This window comes from Mycobacterium numidiamassiliense (assembly GCF_900157365.1).
GTDB lineage: Bacteria > Actinomycetota > Actinomycetes > Mycobacteriales > Mycobacteriaceae > Mycobacterium > Mycobacterium numidiamassiliense.
In genome coordinates, this window is the sequence record NZ_FUEZ01000003.1 from 456084 (window position 1) to 473566 (window position 17483).

The window sequence follows — 17483 nt, forward strand, 5'->3', positions numbered from 1 at the left end:
GTTTGCCATCGCCGTGATGCCAACACATGTTGGGGTTGACCGAGGACATGCCGAATGCGCCGCGAGTTGTCGACGTCGTCGTGGTCGGTGCCGGCTTTGCCGGTCTGGTGGCCGCCCGGGAGCTGACCCGACAGGGACATGACGTGCTGGTCTTTGAGGGCCGCGACCGCGTCGGCGGGCGCTCGTTCACCGGCAGCGTCGCCGGATTGCCCGTGGACCTGGGCGGTACCTTCGTCGGGCCGACGCAAGACGCCGTTTTGGCGCTGGCGGCCGAACTTGGGATCGCGACCACTCCGACGCACGACGACGGCAAGAACGTGATCCGCTGGCGCGGCCGGACGCGGTCCTACACCGGCACCATTCCCAAGCTGTCGCTGACCGGGCTGCTCGATATCGGCCGGTTACGTTGGCAATTCGACCGAATCGCGCGCGCAGTCCCGGTGACGTCACCCTGCGACGCGCGGCGCGCCCGCGAGCTCGACAGCCTGTCGCTCGGTGGCTGGTTGCGCTCGGTGCGCGCCAGCGCCTCGTCACGCGACCTGATGACGATCATGGCCAGGGTCACCTGGGGCTGCGAACTGGACGACGTGTCGATGCTGCACGCCGCGCGCTACACGCACGCCGCCGGCGGCATGGACCGGCTGCTCGACGTCGAAAACGGTGCTCAGCAGGATCATTTTCCGGGCGGCACCCAACAGATCGCCAAGGCGGCGGCGGCCGAGTTGGGCGCGCGGGTCGTGCTGAACGCGCCGGTCCGTCGCATCGACCGGCACGCGACGGGCGTCACGGTCATCTCCGATCGGGGCCAGGCCGACGCCGGGTTCGTCATCGTCGCGATTCCGCCGGCACATCGTGCGTCCATCGAGTTCGCGCCCCCACTGCCGGTGGAATACCAACAGCTCGCCGGGCATTGGCCGCAGGGCCGGCTCAGCAAGGCCTACGCGGCCTATTCGACGCCGTTCTGGCGGGCCAACGGATTCTCGGGCCAGGCGCTGTCCGACCAGGGGCCGGTCTTCATCACGTTCGACGTCAGCCCGCACGCAGACGGGCCGGGCATCCTGATGGGCTTCGTCGACGCCCGCGCATTCGACTCGCTACCCGGCGATCAGCGCCGCCGCGATGCGTTGCGTTGCTTCGCCGCGCTGTTCGGCGACGAGGCGCTGGAACCTCTCGACTATGTCGATCAGCGTTGGGGCACAGAGGCTTTCGCGCCCGGCGGCCCGACCGCGGCGGTGCCACCAGGCTCCTGGACACGATTCGGGTCGTGGTTACGCGAGCCGGTCGGGCCGATTCACTGGGCCGGCACCGAGACCGCCGACGAGTGGACCGGATTTCTCGATGGCGCCGTGCGCTCCGGCCAACGGGCCGCCGCCGCGGTCAGTGCCTTGCTATGAGCTGATCCTCGCCACCCGGGCGTCGTGGGTCACGGTTTCGACGAGCGCGCGCAGCTCACGGTTCACCGCGCGGTGCTGTTCCAGCATCGAGCAGTGGCCGCCGGGCAGCTCGACAAGGCCGACGACGTTGGGGGCCGTCCGCGCGATCCTGCGGGATTGACCGATCGGGGTCAGCCGATCGTCTTCGCTACCGATGACCAGCGTGGGCACCGTCAGGCCGGCCAGGTCGAGATGACGCGAACCCAACGCAGCGACCAGCATCTTCGCGCAACCTCCCCGCCCCGCCGGGGGTGTCTGGGCGAACAGCTCGGCGATGAGGGCCGCCGCGCTCGGGTCGGCGCCCCTTCCGACGGCCAGCATCGCGACCAGCGGGCGGCTGGCCGCCCACGCGACATTCGGGATCGGTAAGCCGCCAAAGGTGCTGATCAGGCCGCGCCCAGCCAGGACTCGCGCCGGCGCCAAGACGGCGGGCAGTGACAGCAGTTTCACCTCACGCACCAGGTCCCCGGTGGCGGTGTTGATCAGCGCGACGGCATCCGCACGCCGGGTGACCTTGTGGCGGTAGCGCGCCGACCACGCGGCGATGGCGATGCCGCCCATCGAGTGGCCGGCCAGCACCGCCCGCTCGTGCGGCGCCAGCGTGGCCTCCAGTACCGAATTAAGGTCAGCCGCAAGCAGTTTGAGACTGAAGCCGCGGCACCGCGGAACGCCGCTTCGGCCGTGGCCGCGATGGTCGAACGCGATCACCCGGTATTCGCCGGCCAGCTCGGCGATCTGGTAGGCCCAGGCTCGGACCGCGCACGTGATGCCGTGCGTCAGCACAATGGGATAGCCGTCGGGGGGGCCGAATACCTCCGCGTGCAACGGGGTGCCGTCGACCGCGCGGACGGTCAGGGCGCGGCTCGGAGGTAACGCCGGCGGCCTTTGGAATACGCGTGTCGATCGCCGAGCACTCATCGCCGCTCCCCCTTCGAACACGGCCCCATTGCCGCACCCCCGGATGCAGGGGAATCGTATCCCGAAGTAGAGGCAAAACCCGGTAAATCCGCTGAACACGCCCCGAGCCGATCGGGACGACGGCAAACCACACAAAATGTTTGCTGGGCAGGCTCAAACGATGGGTTGGCGCGGCGCCGATGTGAGACGCTGACAGCCATGTCTCCGCTGTCCCGCCGGGAGTTTCTCCTCGCGACGGCCGGCGTGGTCGGCGGCGGGCCGACGGTTGCCTGCGGGCCGGGTCAACCGAACGCGACACCACCGCCGCCAGCCCCGTCATCGCCGGCGGACACCAAGTCGGTGCTCGTCGTCGGCGCCGGGGTCGCGGGCCTGGCGGCCGCGCGCAGCCTGACCGACGCGGGCTGGCCGGTACGGGTCATCGAAGCCCGCGATCGCATCGGCGGCCGCGTGTACACCACCCGCGACTGGGGCGTCCCGATCGAGATGGGCGCCTCCTGGATCCACGGCACGACTAACGATCCGATCATGGAACTGGCGCGCAACGCCGGGGCCCAGCTCGTGCCGACGGACTACGACGGTTGGGCCAAGCTCGCGGTGGACCCCAACCTGCAGCCGCTCAATTACGACAAAGACACCTGGCAGAAGTTCGTCGAACAGGCGTGCGGCCAGGCCGCGGGGGGCACTCTCGCGGCCGCGCTCGACGCCGCGGCGGGCCGCGAACAGCTTTCCCACAAAGAACGCGTCCAGCTGAATTTCTACGTCGCCATGGAAATCGAGGACGAGTACGCCGCCACCGCAGACCAGCTGTCCGCCAAGACATTCGACAAGGGCGATTACGCCACCGGCGACCAGGACGTCATAACCAATGGCTACGACGCCCTGCCGAAGCTACTCGCCAACGGGCTGCAGGTCCTGCTCAAATCGCCGGTGACCGCGATAGCCCAGCAGGAAAACTCGGTCGTCGTGCGGGTCGGAAACCAGTCGTTCGAAGGACCCGCGGCGATCGTCACCGTTCCCCTGGGCGTGCTGAAATCGGGGACGATCGCCTTCGACCCGCCGCTGCCCGAAGGGCACGCCCACGCGATCTCTGCGCTGGGCTTCGGCGTGCTGTCCAAGAGCTACTTCCGCTTCAACCGGCAAGGGTGGAAGGTGGGCAGCGCCTTCTACCAATTCATCGGCGAAAAGCCGGGCCCGTGGGCCCAGTGGTTCAGCGCACCGACGGCCGCCGGACCCATCGCGGTGGCCTTCAACGCCGGTGACTTCGGCCGCGCGGTCGAATCGATGCCGCCAAACGACGTCATCAACGCCGCGATGCCCATCGCCCGCCAGCTCTTCGGCACCGACATAGCCGCGGTGGAGGTGCGGACCTCGGCGTGGAGCACCGATCCCTTTGCGCGTGGTACCTATTCGTTCCACGCTCCGGGCTCTGGGCCCAACGATCGGCTCCGACTGCAGGAACCCGTCACCGACCGCCTCTATCTCGCCGGCGAGGCGGTCGGTATCAACAATCCGTCTACCGTCACCGGCGCCCTGGCCAGCGGCCGATACGCCGCCGACCAACTGATGCACCGAGTGCCGCGCGTTCAGTGATCCTCGCCGTGGAAAAGTCGCGGCGGATCCAAGTGAGCCATACCGACCAATGGTCTTGTATACCGACCACTGGTCGGTATACCGTTGCCTCGATGACACTCGCGGAGGTAGCCATGAGCCAGACAGACACGTCGCAGATTCGTACCCGGATGTTCGCCCGCGCGTTCGGGCCGTTCTTCACCATCGTGCCGTCGATCATCGCGGTGCGCGCCTCGTCTCAGATGCCGGTTCTGCTGCACGAGTTCAGCGGTGATCCGATGTGGCAGTGGGTGCTTGGCGCCATTTTGCTGATGTGGGGCAGCGTCATCATTGCCTTCCATCAGTATTGGCGAAGCCCGGCCGCCGTCCTGGTGTCGCTGCTGGGCTGGTTTCTCGCGATCCGCGGCATATTCATCCTGGCCATCCCCGATGTCTACGATTCCGCTGGCAGCGCCCTGGAGCAGAATGCTATTCCATTGGTGCGCATCATCTTTGCGGTGTTGGCTGTGGTCGGTCTGTACTTGAGCTACGTGGGCTGGATCGCCAAGCCCGCGGGTCAGGACCAACCGGATGCCGCGGGTCGTTAAGCACCCTGACGTTCGCCGGGCCGAAACGCTGGACCGGGCCGCGGCGCTGTTCGTGCAGCACGGGTACGAAAATGTCAGTCTCAACGATCTGATCGCGGATGCCGGTGTCTCCAAAGGCGCTTTCTACCATTGGTTTCCATCGAAAGACGCATTGATCAGCGCCCTGGCCGAACGTAGCGCGCGCACCCAATTCGCCGCCGTCGAGGACGCTGTGGCCAGCTGTCGTGGCAATGCGCTGCGCCGGCTCAATGCACTGCTGCGGGCGGGCTTCGACGTCAAGATGAGCGAAGGCACCCCTGAGCAGTTGGGGGCAATGGTCTCGCTGCTGCGGCCTGAGAACGCACACCTGTACGGGCGAATCGTTTCGGCCAGCGAAGATCTCACGCGGCCGTTGCTCACGCGGGTGATATCCGAGGGAGTACACGAGGGGGTCTTCGACACCTTCGACCCCGCTGGGGTCGCCGACATGATCTTGGGGCTGGCCGCCCGCGTCAACACGAACGTCGTGCAGATCTTCGATGCGCCCGACGAATCGGCCAGGGCCCGGGCGGTCGATGTCCTGACCAAACGGTTCAAGCTGCACGGCATTGCCGTCGACCGCATCCTGGGACTGCCCGACGGAAGCGTCACCGTGCTGCGTCGTGCACAGGTCGCGATGATGACTGGGGCCGCACCGCGCGACGATTAGAGAGGGATTCCGCCGGGCATAGTTGAGATATGACGGCACCCCAGCACCCGCACCTCCCGGCGCAGCAGCAGCGTTCGACCGCTGACATCATTGCCACCGTCGTGCTGCTGGTGCTCGCCGCGGCAGCGGCATCTGCGTCCCTTTGGGTCTCGTTGTTCTTCGCGATGGCCACCGACCCCTGCGGGCCGGACAACTGCGACACCGCGAGCATTACCTGGGCCTACGTCGTCAGCTGGGGTGGCGTCGGGGTCGCGGCGGTCATCGCGATCGTGGGCACCGCGGTCGCGGCAGCGCGCAAACGTGTCATGTGGGTATGGCCAGCGGGCGCCTTGGTGCTCATCGTTGTCGCGATCGTCGCCGGAGTACTGTTGGCCGGCTCGGTCGCCCCACACCATTAGTGTTGGCCCGCAAGCTCTTTCGCGCACGCATCAAGAATCGCAGTGAAGCTGGAGCGGAGCAGTCGGCGACTGACCGCCTCGAGGGCTCTGCCGCCCGCCCACGCCGGGTGGGTGTAGTTGGTCAGCCAATCGACGTGCGTGCCACCATCCACGGCGGTGAACGTCAGCGTGCCGCCCTCGTGCCGGAACGGCGGGACGGACCGGACGATGAGGTACGAGTAGCTATGCGGGCGATCGTAGGTCGGAATCTCTTCGCGAAAATACGTGCCGGCCCCGATGACCTCGCGCGCCGCGCCCGCTGCCGGGCCCGACGAGCCCTTCGCCCAGCTCCCCTTGAGGGCCAATGGAGCCTTCGCGAGGTTGACCGGGTCGGCAAGCCAATCGAAGACCTGGTCCACAGGTGCAGCGATCGTCCGTTCCAAGTGGATCTCAACCATGAGAACTCCTGCTCGGCAGTAGCGGCGGGTGGCCTATCACCATGCTAATCGCGGCGCCGACTGCGCCAGGGCGACGGCAATCCCGCCCATCTTTGCGATTGCCGAAGGATTCGCAGGCAGAGCCCAGTTCGAGCGTCTGAGGAAAATTTGCTGACAACGGATCCAGCTAGGACAAAACCGGCAGGATATGGCGCCGACTGCGCCCGAGCGGCAGTGCAACGTGTCGGCATTGCCGGGGAATCTGGAGTCCGCCTTCCACGAGTTCATGGCCGGCTGATTCCCCCCGGCAGCGACCCGCCACAACGCCGTGGCGGGTCGTTTTGCATCGTCGGTGAAAAATATCCCGTGTGAATGGCCCGGTCCGCGGGTAATTTTCCGTCAGCCAACACAACTGGAGGCGGAAATGCGGCTGCGTCGCAGTGTGCTCACCACACCCGGGATCGCACGCAAGCGCCGGGGCAAAGGTTTCACCTATTACGGCGCCGCGGGCCGGCCGCTGAAGGATCCCGAAACCTTGCAGCGGATCAAGGACCTGGTGATCCCGCCGGCCTGGAAGAAAGTGTGGATCTCGCCGCACGCCAACGACCACATTCAGGCCGTGGGCACCGACGCTGCCGGACGCCGCCAGTACCTCTACCACTCGTCATGGCAGCAGGAGCGCGCCGAGGAGAAGTTTGACCGCGTCCTGGAAATGTCTACGCGATTGCCCTATTTCCGCGCCAAGATCGCTGCCGACCTCGCGCATCGGGGACTGTCGCGTGATCGGGTGCTGGCGCTGGCGCTGCGTCTGCTCGATCGGGGCTATTTCCGCGCGGGCGGTGAGCAATACGCCGAGGAACACGAGTCCTACGGAATCTCCACCCTGCTGTGTGAGCACGTGACGGTACACCGGGACGCGGTCGAATTCGACTACCCCGGAAAGAGCGGGGTGCAGCGGACCCTGGACATCGAGGACGCCGAGGTGGTCCGTGCCGTGCGGTCGCTGATGCGCCGCACCGAGCGCAGCGAGCGACTTTTGGTATGCCGCACCGCATCCGGGTGGGTGGATGTGCACGCCGACGACCTCAATATCCGGTTCAAGGAACTGGTCGGCGACGACTACACCGTCAAAGACCTGCGGACCTGGCATGGCACCGTATTGGCCGCAGCGGCGTTCGCCGATGCCGACCCCGCAGTATCGGAGCGAGTAGCCAAACGTGTTGCGGCGTCGGTCATGAAGGAGGTGTCTGCGGAGCTGGGCAATACTCCGGCGGTGGCGCGTGGCTCCTATGTGGATCCGCGCGTTGTCACTGGCTACCAGCAGGGCCTGACCATCGCCGCCGCCGTACCGAGGGCTGAGCGCGCCCGCCAGCCGGACGCCGCGCAGGAGATATTGGATAAAGCCACCCGCACCCTGATTCGTCGACTAGCCAAGGGCGAGAGAACATCCGGCTCGCCAGTGCTGGCCAAAACCGCATGAGGGTTTGAGCGTCGTTACGCGGGGCATTCAGGGCAAAGACGTTCCATCGTGTACAGGAGGGGTGCCGTCATGCCGAACCCGTCAATCAAGGACGAGAAGATGTACCGCGACCTGCGCAAGCAGGGGAACTCCGAGGAAAAGGCAGCGCGGATCTCCAATGCCGCCGCAGCGCGCGGCAAGTCGGCGGTGGGCCGCAAGGGCGGAAAGTCGGGGTCTTACCAGGACTGGACGGTGCCGGAGCTGAAGAAGCGGGCCAAAGAGCTTGGCATGTCAGGGTATTCAGGCCTGACCAAAGACAAACTGGTCGCCAGACTGCGCAATCACTGAGCCGCGCCCGCCTTTCGGCAGCCCGACGGTGAGGGCAAAGCGCGTTCCGTGTTCCGGCCCAAACCATTTTGTCGCCTGTTTAAGTAGCGGCTAAATGGGCAATCGCCAGATATGTCAGCGCCTGCGCTTCGCGTCTACGACCGAGCCGTTGTTGTGGTGCCAGCCCACAACGAAAAAGCCGATCTTCCTGCCTGTTTGCGCGCCGTGCTGACGGCCGGCCTATGTGCGCCGATTCCCGTCTCGGTGGTTGTCGTCCTCGACTCCAGCGACGACGACAGCGCGGATTTGGCCGGCCGCTACGGGCCCGATGTGCACTTCGTCAGCGTCGACGCGCACAACGTGGGTGCCGCGCGCGCGGTCGGCTTCGGCTATGGACGCTCGCTGTGCCGCGATGACGAGGAGTGCTGGTACGCCACCACCGATGCGGACAGTCGCGTCGACCCGGGCTGGCTGATCCACCAACTGGAGCTCGGCGCGGACATGGTGCTGGGCGTGGTCCGGGTTGCCCATTGGCGCCTGCAGCCCGCCGATGTCGCCAACCGTTACGTGCAGGCATACGAAGCGGACACACCGGACAACGACGGCGAACACCCACACATCCACGGCGCGAACATGGGCTTCAGCGCCCGCGCGTATTGGCGGGTCGGGGGTTTTCGTGCGCTGGCCACCGGCGAGGATGTCGACCTCGTCGAGCGATTCGAAGCCGCCGGCTATCGCATTCACCGGGACACCGAATTGTCTGTCCTCACTTCGGCGCGGACCGAGGGTCGCGCACCGAACGGGTTCGCTCATTACCTCAGCGAGCTGGGGAGATCGGCGGCGGGTGATTGCGTGTGACGGCGGGTTTGGTACAGCACTGGCTTGATTCAGGACGGCTCGAATTGCCGCTGCCCGGATCGGGACGTACCGAGGAACGCTGGGAACGGCTGGCGCTGCTGGCCGAGGACGACATCGTGGCGGCCCGGATCGCCGAGGCCCACGTCGACGCCGTCGCGATACTTCACGAGTTGGGTGGCAAGCCACCCGATTCCGGCCAGCTGTGGGGGGTATGGGCCGCGGAGTCCCCCGAGGCGGTGGTGACTGCCACCGACGCCGGCGGGGGCGCGTTCACCCTCAGTGGCACCAAGGTGTGGTGCTCTGGTGCGGGATTCTGCACGCATGCACTGGTGACCGCCCGGCTCGCAGACGGGACACGCGGCCTGTTCGCGGTGGCTCTCGTCGACCACGCGATCAAGGCCTTGCCCAGCACATGGTGGAACGCGGGCATGGCGAGCAGCGACACCCGGCCGGTGCAGTTCACCAACGCCCAGGCCGTCGCCGTAGGAGACCCCGGTGATTACCTGAATCGGCCCGGATTCTGGCATGGTGCAATCGGTGTGGCCGCATGCTGGCTCGGCGGTGCCCGCAGGGTCGCTGACCCGCTATACCGTTGTGCCCGAAGTGAATCCGCCGACGCATACTCGTTGGCCCATCTTGGGGCGGTGGATGCCGCACTCGCAGCCGGCGAAGCCATGCTGACTACCGCGGCCGCCCAGGTCGACGCCGATCCGTTCGACCGGGCCAACACCGCTCAACTACTTGCGCGCCGCGCCCGCGCGATCGTCGAACACGCCGCCGATGAAGCCATCACCCGCACCGGGCGTGCCCTGGGGCCCGGCCCGTTGTGCCAGGACGGGCGTCACGCGCAACGGGTGGCCGACCTGTCCATCTACATACGACAAAGCCACGCCGAGCGAGACCTGGCCGCGCTGGGCCGGCTGGCCGGGCACCGGCGTGAGGCCTGACGTGCACACCGCGCCGACCGGCAACTGCGCCAGGTTTGCGGCCAAGCCGCTGACCCATGCCGGCACCCCGGCACCGGTGTGGCTTGCAGGCCTCAATCGGGAACCATTGCCGTCGCTGGATGTGAGCAAGTGTCCGGGCCTGGTCGTGGTCGCCGCCCACCCCGACGACGAAACTCTCGGCCTTGGCGCGACGATCGCCCAACTGGTGGCGTCGGGTGTCGACGTGCAGGTGGTATCGGTCAGCGACGGCAGCGCCGCCCAACCCGGTGCGACGCCGTCGGAACAAACTCGATTAGCGGCCACCCGTAAGCATGAGCTACGCGACGCGACAAGCATTTTGGGCGTTACCGCGCCGATGTCACTGGGCCTGCCCGACGGCCAGCTGGCCGATTACGAGAACAGGCTCGGCGATGTGCTCGCCTGGATCCTCGATACTGCCGGGACCCGGCCGTGGTGTGCTGCCACCTGGCGGGGCGACGGACATCCCGATCACGAAGCAGTCGGGCGTGCAGCGGCGACAGCGTGCGCGCGGACAGGGGCCACTCTGCTGGAGTATCCGATTTGGATGTGGCACTGGGCCGGCCCATCAGATTCGGCGGTGCCGTGGGATCGCGCGCGTGCGATGCTGCTGTCCGAATGGTCGATTGGTCGCAAAAAGCAAGCCGCGCGATGCTTTCACAGCCAGTTCGAGCCGGGCGGCGCCGGGCCCGTGTTGCCCGCGTTTGTGCTGCCGCGACTCTTCGCCGTGGGCGAGGTGGTGTTTCTGTGAACACGCGATTGCCCGACGCCTACTTCGACCAGATGTATGCCGAAGCTGACGATCCGTGGCAGCTCTCGACGCGGTGGTACGAGCAGCGCAAGTACGCCATCACGCTGGCGACGCTGCCCAATCGCCGCTACCGGCATGCTTTCGAGCCCGGCTGTTCGATCGGGACTCTCACCGCGCTGTTGGCTCAGCGTTGCGATCACGTGACCGCGGTGGACGTGGTCGATGCGGCGGTGCGTAGCGCGGATACGCGGCTGCGAGAGGCCGGCTGTCGGGACCGGGTGACGCTGACCCGGTCATCCCTGGACGCGGAATGGCCGCCGGGGCCCTTCGATCTGCTGGTGCTCAGCGAAGTCGCCTATTACTTGGACGCGTTCACCTTGGCACAGGTGCTGCGCCGCGAGTGCGCCCGACTAGAGCCGAACGCGAATATCGTTGCCGCACACTGGCGTCACCCAGTCTCCGACTACCTGCTCAGCGGCGACGAGGCGCACGATGTGATCGCGTGCACACCTGGCCTGACCGGCCTAAGCTGTTACCGGGACCGCGACGTCGTCATCGAAGTGTTCGTCACAGGGGACGGCCGCTCGGTGGCAGCTCGCGAAGAGGTGCCGGGGGCCGGATGAATGACGCTGGTCCGCCAACCGCTACACGCGGGGCGGTTTATCCGACCAGCCGGCCGCAGCCAGCCGCTGCTGGACCCGCTCGACGTCGTTGAGCGAGGGCAGTTGGGAAGTGGCTCGGCTGATCTCCACCCCGATGTCGGCGTTGTCGATAGGCCGGCGATCACGCAGCAGGAGTTTGGCCGCGATGGATGCGATCTCGTCGTCGGACACTCGCCGCGGCAGCAGGGCTAACAGCGGGATGTAACCGGTCTTGGGTGCCCAGTCGGGATAGCCGGCGCGAAAGAAACCGACGATGCGCGAAACTACTCGATCGCCCAGACCCATCGCCTAACCTCGCTCACCACACGCACGCTAAGACATCTTCACAGTTATAGCCCGGCACAGCGCTTTGAAACTAGCAGCTCAGAAGTCGTGACGAACTATTTACGGCGATGCGTCGGGTTTTTACTCGTAGACCTGCGTCGATCCCATAGACACGCCGTGGGGCCGGGGATTGAGCCCGGCCCCATCGACGCCAATCGATCTACTGATGCGACTTCTGGCGCGCTTCGGCAGCTTCGGCGCCACCGCGCGCGGCTTCCGCTTCGGCTTCCTTCTTGGCGGCGTCGCGCTGAGCTTCGGCCTTGTCTTGCTGGGCCTTGCCCTCTTCGACTACGTCGTCGCGACCGGCCAAGGTTCCGCCAACTTCTTTGACCTTGCCCTTGACGTCCTCGACGACGCCCTTGATGGCTTCTTCTGCGCCGCTCTTGTGATCGCCCATAGTTCGATCCTCCCTCGTGGTGTGGTTGAGCTCGCGCTCTTGGTGCGGACCGGGATCAACCGGCTCATATCTGAACGGTCTGTGAACGACAAGGGTTGGGAAGCAAGGTATTTCACATCCCCACCAGACGGCCAGCCCGATTGCTGACACCTTGCCGTCCACATTGATAATTCGTCCGCAACAGGAAGGCTTTCCCTTCGCAGCGCCGGCTAAACGCCCCGTCGCGCGGCACGACAATTCCGCCTGGCCAAACGCTTCCCCCGTGTGCACAATCACCCGCGGCGATTTGCGCACGCTGATCGGTTTGGATCGCCCTTTCGTGGGTACCGTCCCTGACCCCGTCGCTTTTCGGAGAGCAGGTGATCGCATGACCTCGATCGCTGTCGTTGGAGCCACCGGGACGGCCGGATCGCGCGTCACTGCCAGGTTGAAGGGGCGCGAGGTCGGAGTCGTCGAGATCTCGCGCGCCAGCGGCGTGGACCTGGTCACCGGGCAGGGCCTGGATGGAGCTTTGGCCGGGGTTGATGTCGTCATCGACGTGTCCAACCCACTCCCGGCCGACGGCGACGCGGACATAGCGGACGTGTTGGGCAGCGCCTATCGCAACCTGGTCGGAGCGTGCGCCTCGCAAGAGATCCAGCGGTTGGTGATATCAACAATTGCCGGCATTGACGATCCGGCGTTCGACGGGTTTCCGTACTTTGAGGCAAAACGGGCAGCCGAGGAACTCGTGCTCGAAAGCCGGGTGCCGGCCACCATCGTGAGATCCACCCATTGGTATGAGTTCGCGACCAACCCCGCAGCGGTCAACTTCGACGACGGCGTTGTGGTGGCCCAGGACTGGTTGATCCAGCCCATTGCGGCCGACACCGTCGCCGACGTACTCGTCGAAGCGGCCCTGGGCCAGAGCCGCGCGCCACGCACCATCACGGGTCCGGACGTCATTCGGTTGCCCGACCTGGTGTCGAGGCTGCTCGCCGTTCAGGCCGACAGTCGCGGCGTGCGCGCCGCGGAACCCGCGTTGGCTGCGCTTTCCGGCGGCGGGCTGCTGGCTCCCGACCACGCCGTTGTGCTGGGTCCTGATGTCGACACCTGGCTGACCATGGTGACACTCGCTGACAGCGAAGAGTTGGACGCCGCGGGCATTCAGAACGAATAGCAATGAATATCGCGGGTACCTGCCAGTGGTGCCGGTACCCCCTCGCGGTGCCGTTGCGGCCGGGAGTTCCTGCCGCACCAAGAGTCGACTGGCGATGCGGGGGCTTTGACGTGAGCGCGGACGTAGCGGAACCGTTCACGACTCGCGTGACATTGAGTGCGGCGCTGATCGCTGAACTCGGCGCTCCGCGAAGCGGATTGAAAGCGATCGCTCAGCGCAGCGACTCGGCGGTGATCATCAACGCGGCCGGCGAGGTCGATGCGTTCAATGAGGATATCTGGCGTCAGCTGATCGGCGAGGCCGCAGCAGCCGCCGAACCACCTGGGGCATTAGTCATCGATGTCAACGACTTTGACTTCCTGGGCTGTTGCGCCTTTCACGTCCTGGCCGACGAAGCGCGACGGTGTCGGGAGCGAGGTGTCGCCGTGCGCCTTGTCAGCCGTTCGCCGACCGTCGCACGCTACGTCGCTGCGTGCGGATTCGACGGCATTCTGCCCGTCCTCCCCACCGCCGTCGCGGCGTTGTACCCGCTTGCGCGGCCGTAGAGCAGACCAGCCCGGGACATGATGCCCCGGGCTGGTCCTGCTGCGGTCCTGAAACGCCTTGCGACTCAGCCCTTGCCGACGATGGCGTCGCGAGCGCGGTCCAGCATCGCCGCGAACGGGCCTGCGACAAGGTTGGCCACCTGCGATTCCACCCCGGCGTGCGGCCGGGTGGGAGCGATCGCCGCAGCAAGCTTGGCGGCGCGGCCCATGCTTTCGAGCTCGTGCTCGCTCAATTCCTGTCCAAGCCGGGCGAACTCGTCGTTCTCCTCGTGCTGGGCGTGCTCGAGCACCGCGTCACGGAGTTCGGTGAGCAGCTGGGTGAACTCTGCGCTGTCCACGTCCAGCTTCTCCAACTTCTGCAACATCGTCTTGGCCTCGTGCTCTTCTTCAAGCCGCTGCCCGACAACGGCCGCGCCGTTGGCGATCTTTCGCTTGGCCCGCGGGTGAACGATCTCTTCTTCGACCGTTTCGTGCACGGCAAGCAATCGACGAAGATCGACGAAGGCTTCCTCACGGGCCTTTCCAGACGCGGCAAGCGTCTTGGTGAACATCGACTTGATCTGCTCGTGCTGGGCCGTCAAGAAGTCGACCACATCGGTGGGCGACGTGATGGTTTGAGCCATTGGTGTCCTCCCCTAAGTCGTGGGTTAACGCGCGGGGCTGCTTCACGCGCTTTGGAGCGGCTACCCCTCACCACGATCGCCAAACGTCGCGCAGATCAAAGGCTCACGACTGTTTCACGGCGGCAAGCCCCCCGGCCGTTCGACGCGGCCATCGCCAACCTGACCGCCAGCGCCGAAGCCGCAGAAACGACATTGGCCTGATGACTACAACGGAAGTAATTATGTTGCGCACCAACCTGATTGGAGCGTGGACGCTGCAGTCGTATCAAAGCATATGTCGTATGGCGGGCCCTGCACCGTGGTCGACGAGGGCTGATCGCCCACTACGTCGAAGTCAGCCTGCTGCCAAACTGGATTGGCGCAATCCAGTGCCGCAAGGCCCGGCCTGCACGGCGAGCGGCTAGCGTTCAGCCCTCCCGTGCCCCTACCGAGCAGTGGCCAGTTCCGCACCGCGAAACTCGGCTGGCGTCGCGCCTGATCTCTTTTCCGCGCGGTCTCGCGACGCCGGTGCGCTCCGGTGAACTACAGTCGCGAACAGGATCGCAGGCGAAGGAGGGCGCCCGTTGACCAACCCTCAAGATCCGTTCTGGAACAACCCGTTCAGCTACGACCCGCTTGGCCGAGTCCCGTATCCGGAGCCGCTGGCCGGACCACCGATGGGTCCGCCATCGGGGCATCCGATGGGTCCTCCGAGCGGGCCGCCGATGTTCGTGCCGCCGCCACCGCCACCGCAGTACCGCCCGCCTGTCTGCACACTCGCGACGTTGTCACTGGTGTTCGCGTTCGTGTTCGCCCCCGTCGGTGCGATTCTGGGTCAGCTGGGACTCGCCCGTATCCAGCGCACCGGTGAACTCGGCCGCAACCGCGCCCTGATCGGGTTGACCCTGTCGTACGCGTTCATCGGGCTCACCGTCGTCGCGCTGGCCGGGTGGGCAACCGTGCCTGGCGCCACCAAGAACCACACGGCGGCACCGGCGACCACCGCCCCCGTCACCACCAGTGAGACCCCACCGCCACCCACGCTGGCACCGGACAACATCATCAGAATCCTGCCCAATCTGGACGCCCTCAAGAATCTCACCGGTGACCAGAACATGGAGGCCGGCCAAACCTGGGACCGCCCCAGCAAGTCCGACCAGGACGCGTCGATCGACCGTCCGGAATGCTGGGGAAGCATCGCGCCCGGGGCCCCGGAGGCCTACACCGTCAGCGCCATCCTGCGGTACCGCGCCGAGGAATTCTCCGACACCCGCACCCTGCTCAAGTCGAGCCAAGTGACCCAGGCGGCCACCGCGTTTCGCGATCCGGCCTCCGCCCAATCGCAACTGACCAAGCTGGTGGACGGCTGGCGCCAATGCAGCAGCGCACCAGTGACACTGACCGGTCCTGGCGGACGATCGTACTCATTATCGTTGAGTGCTCCCGCCGACGCCGGAAACGGCATCACCACAATGGATCTGGAGCCCAAGGGGCTCAAGCTGCGTTTCGTTCGGGCGGTCGCGGCCAAAGCCAACGTCGTCGTCGACCTGATCGTGTCCAACCTCGGCACAACCGACGCCAGTGCTCCACGACAAACGGCCGTCAGCATCGCCAACTACATCCTCAACAAGATCCCCGACTAGGCGTCCACCGCCGCCGGGCGACTACGGTGACGGTATGAAATATCTAGACGTCGACGGAGTGGGCCGGGTCAGCCGAATCGGATTGGGCACCTGGCAGTTCGGCTCGCGCGAATGGGGTTACGGCGACGATTACGCCTCCGGCCCCGCCCGTGACATCGTGCAACGTGCCCGCGCGTTGGGAGTGACGTTCTTCGACACCGCCGAGGTGTACGGGCTGGGCAAAAGCGAGCGGATCCTCGGCGAGGCGTTAGGCGACGAGCGCGCCGAGGTCGCCGTTGCCAGCAAGATTTTCCCCGTCGCCCCGTTCCCCGCGGTAATCAAGCAGCGCGAACGCGCGAGCGCGCGGCGGCTGCAGTTGGACCGCATCCCGCTCTACCAGATCCACCAGTCCAATCCGCTGGTCCCCGATTCGGTGAGCATGCCGGGCATGCGCGACCTCCTCGACAGCGGCGCCATCGGCGCCGCTGGTGTCTCCAACTACTCGCTGGAGCGCTGGCAAAAGGCCGACGCGGCGCTCGGCCGGCCGGTGATCAGCAACCAGGTCCATTTCTCGCTCGCCTTCCCGCGGGCGCTCAAGGACATGGTCCCGTTCGCCGAGCGGGAGAAGCGCATCGTGATCGCCTGGAGCCCGCTGGAGCAGGGGTTGTTGGGCGGCAAGTACGGCGTGGGCAACCGTCCCGGCGGCATTCGCGCGGTGAACGCGCTGTTCGGCACCGAAAATCTGCGTCGCATCGAGCCGCTACTGCAAACGCTGCGCGACGTCGCCAAGGAAGTCGACGCCAAACCGGCGCAGGTAGCCCTGGCCTGGCTGATCAGCCTGCCCGGCGTGGTCGCCATTCCCGGCGCGTCCAGCGTCGAACAGCTCGAGTTCAACGCCGCCGCCGCCGACATCGAGCTTCCTACCGAGTCTCGCGACGCACTCACCGAGGCGGCCCTGGCCTTCCGGCCCGTTTCGACCGGACGGTTCCTTCGCGACTTGGCCTTGGAAAAGCTAGGGCGTCACTGAAGCAGGGGCTAGGGCCGGGGTGCCGGCGGGGGCGCCCCTGGCGATCACGACCGGCATCGAGGTCGATGAGTTGGTGCTCAGGATCGTGTGCACCACTGAAATCAGGTCTTCGATGGGCATCAGCTTGCCCGGCATGCAGCGATCCGACACCCACACCGGGACGGCCTGCATGGCGAGATCCATATCCCAACCGGCGTTCATGCCGGTAGCTGCCTCGCCTTCACCACCTGCGCACTCCCCCACGATGAGGTTGGTGAAGCCGATGTCGGGGTGTTCGGCGCGCCAGGCGTCGACCAGTCGCTCGAGAGCGGCCTTGCTGACCCCGTAGGCGCCCAGACCCTGCCAGGACGGGCCGTAGGGACCCGCGTCGGAGGACAGGTAGACCGCCTTGCCCGCCGACGTGGTCAGGTGCGGTATCGCCGCCGCCGTCACGAGCGACGCCCCGATGACATTGGTATCGAAGATGCGGCGCCACGTTTCGGCATCGGTGTCGACCAGGCGCACCAGCGGGCTGATGGCGGGCGTAAACACCACGTTGTCGATGCCGCCCAGCGCCTCAACGGCGTTGTCGATGGCCGATCGACACGACGCCTCGTCGGTGATGTCGCACTCGACGGCCACAGCGTCGGGCCCCGCCTCCTTCGCGGCAGTCTCGAGGCGCTCACGCCGGCGCGCCAGTAGCGCAACCTGATCGCCACGTTGGGCAAGCCCGATTCCAATGCAGCGCCCGAGGCCACTCGATGCGCCAACCACCACTGTCCGTGACATATCCGCCC

The 17483-nt window shown here is 66.3% G+C and carries 21 protein-coding genes; 15 read left to right on the plus strand and 6 right to left on the minus strand.

The window, feature by feature from the left end; translation table 11 throughout:
• Positions 1-47 precede the first annotated feature (47 nt).
• A complete protein-coding gene (locus tag MNAB215_RS01900) occupies positions 48-1394 on the plus strand; it encodes a flavin monoamine oxidase family protein (RefSeq protein WP_077078340.1) in 1347 nt (448 codons plus the stop codon).
• On the opposite strand, the gene MNAB215_RS01905 is transcribed toward MNAB215_RS01900, so the two are convergent.
• A complete protein-coding gene (locus MNAB215_RS01905; protein WP_077077211.1) occupies positions 1389-2351 on the minus strand; it encodes an alpha/beta fold hydrolase in 963 nt (320 codons plus the stop codon). The genes MNAB215_RS01900 and MNAB215_RS01905 overlap by 6 nt on opposite strands.
• Before the next feature lie 198 nt (positions 2352-2549).
• Here MNAB215_RS01905 and MNAB215_RS01910 point away from each other — a divergent pair, with 198 nt between their 5' ends.
• The 4 genes from MNAB215_RS01910 (at position 2550) to MNAB215_RS01925 (ending at position 5593) form a co-directional block, all read left to right on the plus strand.
• A complete protein-coding gene (locus tag MNAB215_RS01910; RefSeq protein ID WP_077077212.1) occupies positions 2550-3941 on the plus strand; it encodes a flavin monoamine oxidase family protein in 1392 nt (463 codons plus the stop codon).
• Positions 3942-4054: 113 nt separating this feature from the next.
• The gene (locus MNAB215_RS01915) at positions 4055-4507 is read left to right on the plus strand and encodes a hypothetical protein (protein ID WP_077077213.1); all 453 of its coding nucleotides are present in this window, start codon (positions 4055-4057) and stop codon (positions 4505-4507) included.
• Positions 4491-5195, plus strand: coding sequence for a TetR/AcrR family transcriptional regulator (locus MNAB215_RS01920; protein WP_077077214.1), 705 nt, complete (start codon positions 4491-4493; stop codon positions 5193-5195). Before MNAB215_RS01915 ends, MNAB215_RS01920 begins: the two co-directional genes overlap by 17 nt.
• Positions 5196-5224: 29 nt before the next feature.
• Entirely contained in the window at positions 5225-5593 is a 369-nt protein-coding gene (locus MNAB215_RS01925; protein WP_077077215.1) for a hypothetical protein, read from the plus strand.
• Here the strand turns inward: MNAB215_RS01925 and MNAB215_RS01930 are convergent.
• Complete coding sequence (locus MNAB215_RS01930; RefSeq protein ID WP_077077216.1) at positions 5590-6030, minus strand: SRPBCC family protein; 441 nt, start codon at positions 6028-6030, stop codon at positions 5590-5592. The genes MNAB215_RS01925 and MNAB215_RS01930 overlap by 4 nt on opposite strands.
• A gap of 403 nt (positions 6031-6433) precedes the next feature.
• Here MNAB215_RS01930 and MNAB215_RS01940 point away from each other — a divergent pair, with 403 nt between their 5' ends.
• The 6 genes from MNAB215_RS01940 to MNAB215_RS01965 all read left to right on the plus strand — a co-directional run bounded on the left by MNAB215_RS01940 (position 6434) and on the right by MNAB215_RS01965 (position 10992).
• Entirely contained in the window at positions 6434-7489 is a 1056-nt protein-coding gene (locus MNAB215_RS01940) for a DNA topoisomerase IB (protein WP_077077217.1), read from the plus strand.
• 69 nt (positions 7490-7558) lie between these two features.
• On the plus strand, positions 7559-7816 hold the full coding sequence (locus MNAB215_RS01945; RefSeq protein ID WP_077077218.1) for a DUF7218 family protein: 258 nt from the start codon (positions 7559-7561) through the stop codon (positions 7814-7816).
• Positions 7817-7927: 111 nt separating this feature from the next.
• Entirely contained in the window at positions 7928-8653 is a 726-nt protein-coding gene (locus MNAB215_RS01950; RefSeq protein WP_077077219.1) for a glycosyltransferase family 2 protein, read from the plus strand.
• Positions 8650-9600, plus strand: a complete 951-nt coding sequence (locus MNAB215_RS01955) for an acyl-CoA dehydrogenase family protein (RefSeq protein ID WP_077077220.1) — start codon at positions 8650-8652, stop codon at positions 9598-9600. The genes MNAB215_RS01950 and MNAB215_RS01955 overlap by 4 nt, the downstream gene beginning before the upstream one ends.
• A 1-nt stretch (position 9601) precedes the next feature.
• On the plus strand, positions 9602-10369 hold the full coding sequence (locus MNAB215_RS01960) for a PIG-L deacetylase family protein (RefSeq protein WP_077077221.1): 768 nt from the start codon (positions 9602-9604) through the stop codon (positions 10367-10369).
• The gene (locus MNAB215_RS01965; protein WP_245830104.1) at positions 10366-10992 is read left to right on the plus strand and encodes an SAM-dependent methyltransferase; all 627 of its coding nucleotides are present in this window, start codon (positions 10366-10368) and stop codon (positions 10990-10992) included. The genes MNAB215_RS01960 and MNAB215_RS01965 overlap by 4 nt, the downstream gene beginning before the upstream one ends.
• Before the next feature lie 21 nt (positions 10993-11013).
• Here the strand turns inward: MNAB215_RS01965 and MNAB215_RS01970 are convergent, their stop codons facing one another.
• Positions 11014-11316, minus strand: a complete 303-nt coding sequence (locus MNAB215_RS01970) for a DUF3349 domain-containing protein (protein WP_077077222.1) — start codon at positions 11314-11316, stop codon at positions 11014-11016.
• 199 nt (positions 11317-11515) lie between these two features.
• Positions 11516-11752 (minus strand): microaggregate-binding protein 1, encoded by a 237-nt coding sequence (gene mbp1 / locus MNAB215_RS01975; RefSeq protein WP_077077223.1) that lies wholly within the window; start codon positions 11750-11752, stop codon positions 11516-11518.
• Positions 11753-12119: 367 nt separating this feature from the next.
• Here mbp1 and MNAB215_RS01980 point away from each other — a divergent pair, with 367 nt between their 5' ends.
• Together MNAB215_RS01980 and MNAB215_RS01985 are read left to right on the plus strand one after the other, a co-directional pair.
• Entirely contained in the window at positions 12120-12911 is a 792-nt protein-coding gene (locus tag MNAB215_RS01980) for an SDR family oxidoreductase (protein WP_077077224.1), read from the plus strand.
• Between the two features lie 110 nt (positions 12912-13021).
• The gene (locus tag MNAB215_RS01985; RefSeq protein WP_077077225.1) at positions 13022-13456 is read left to right on the plus strand and encodes an anti-sigma factor antagonist; all 435 of its coding nucleotides are present in this window, start codon (positions 13022-13024) and stop codon (positions 13454-13456) included.
• Between the two features lie 65 nt (positions 13457-13521).
• On the opposite strand, the gene MNAB215_RS01990 is transcribed toward MNAB215_RS01985, so the two are convergent.
• Positions 13522-14079, minus strand: a complete 558-nt coding sequence (locus MNAB215_RS01990) for a hemerythrin domain-containing protein (protein WP_077077226.1) — start codon at positions 14077-14079, stop codon at positions 13522-13524.
• A 563-nt stretch (positions 14080-14642) separates the two neighbouring features.
• Here MNAB215_RS01990 and MNAB215_RS01995 point away from each other — a divergent pair.
• On the plus strand, positions 14643-15701 hold the full coding sequence (locus MNAB215_RS01995; protein WP_077077227.1) for a sensor domain-containing protein: 1059 nt from the start codon (positions 14643-14645) through the stop codon (positions 15699-15701).
• 34 nt (positions 15702-15735) lie between these two features.
• Positions 15736-16707, plus strand: coding sequence for an aldo/keto reductase (locus tag MNAB215_RS02000; protein ID WP_077077228.1), 972 nt, complete (start codon positions 15736-15738; stop codon positions 16705-16707).
• On the opposite strand, the gene MNAB215_RS02005 is transcribed toward MNAB215_RS02000, so the two are convergent.
• Positions 16693-17463, minus strand: a complete 771-nt coding sequence (locus MNAB215_RS02005) for an SDR family oxidoreductase (RefSeq protein WP_083745975.1) — start codon at positions 17461-17463, stop codon at positions 16693-16695. The two genes, MNAB215_RS02000 and MNAB215_RS02005, sit on opposite strands and share 15 nt — an antisense overlap.
• Between the last annotated feature and the right edge of the window lie 20 nt (positions 17464-17483).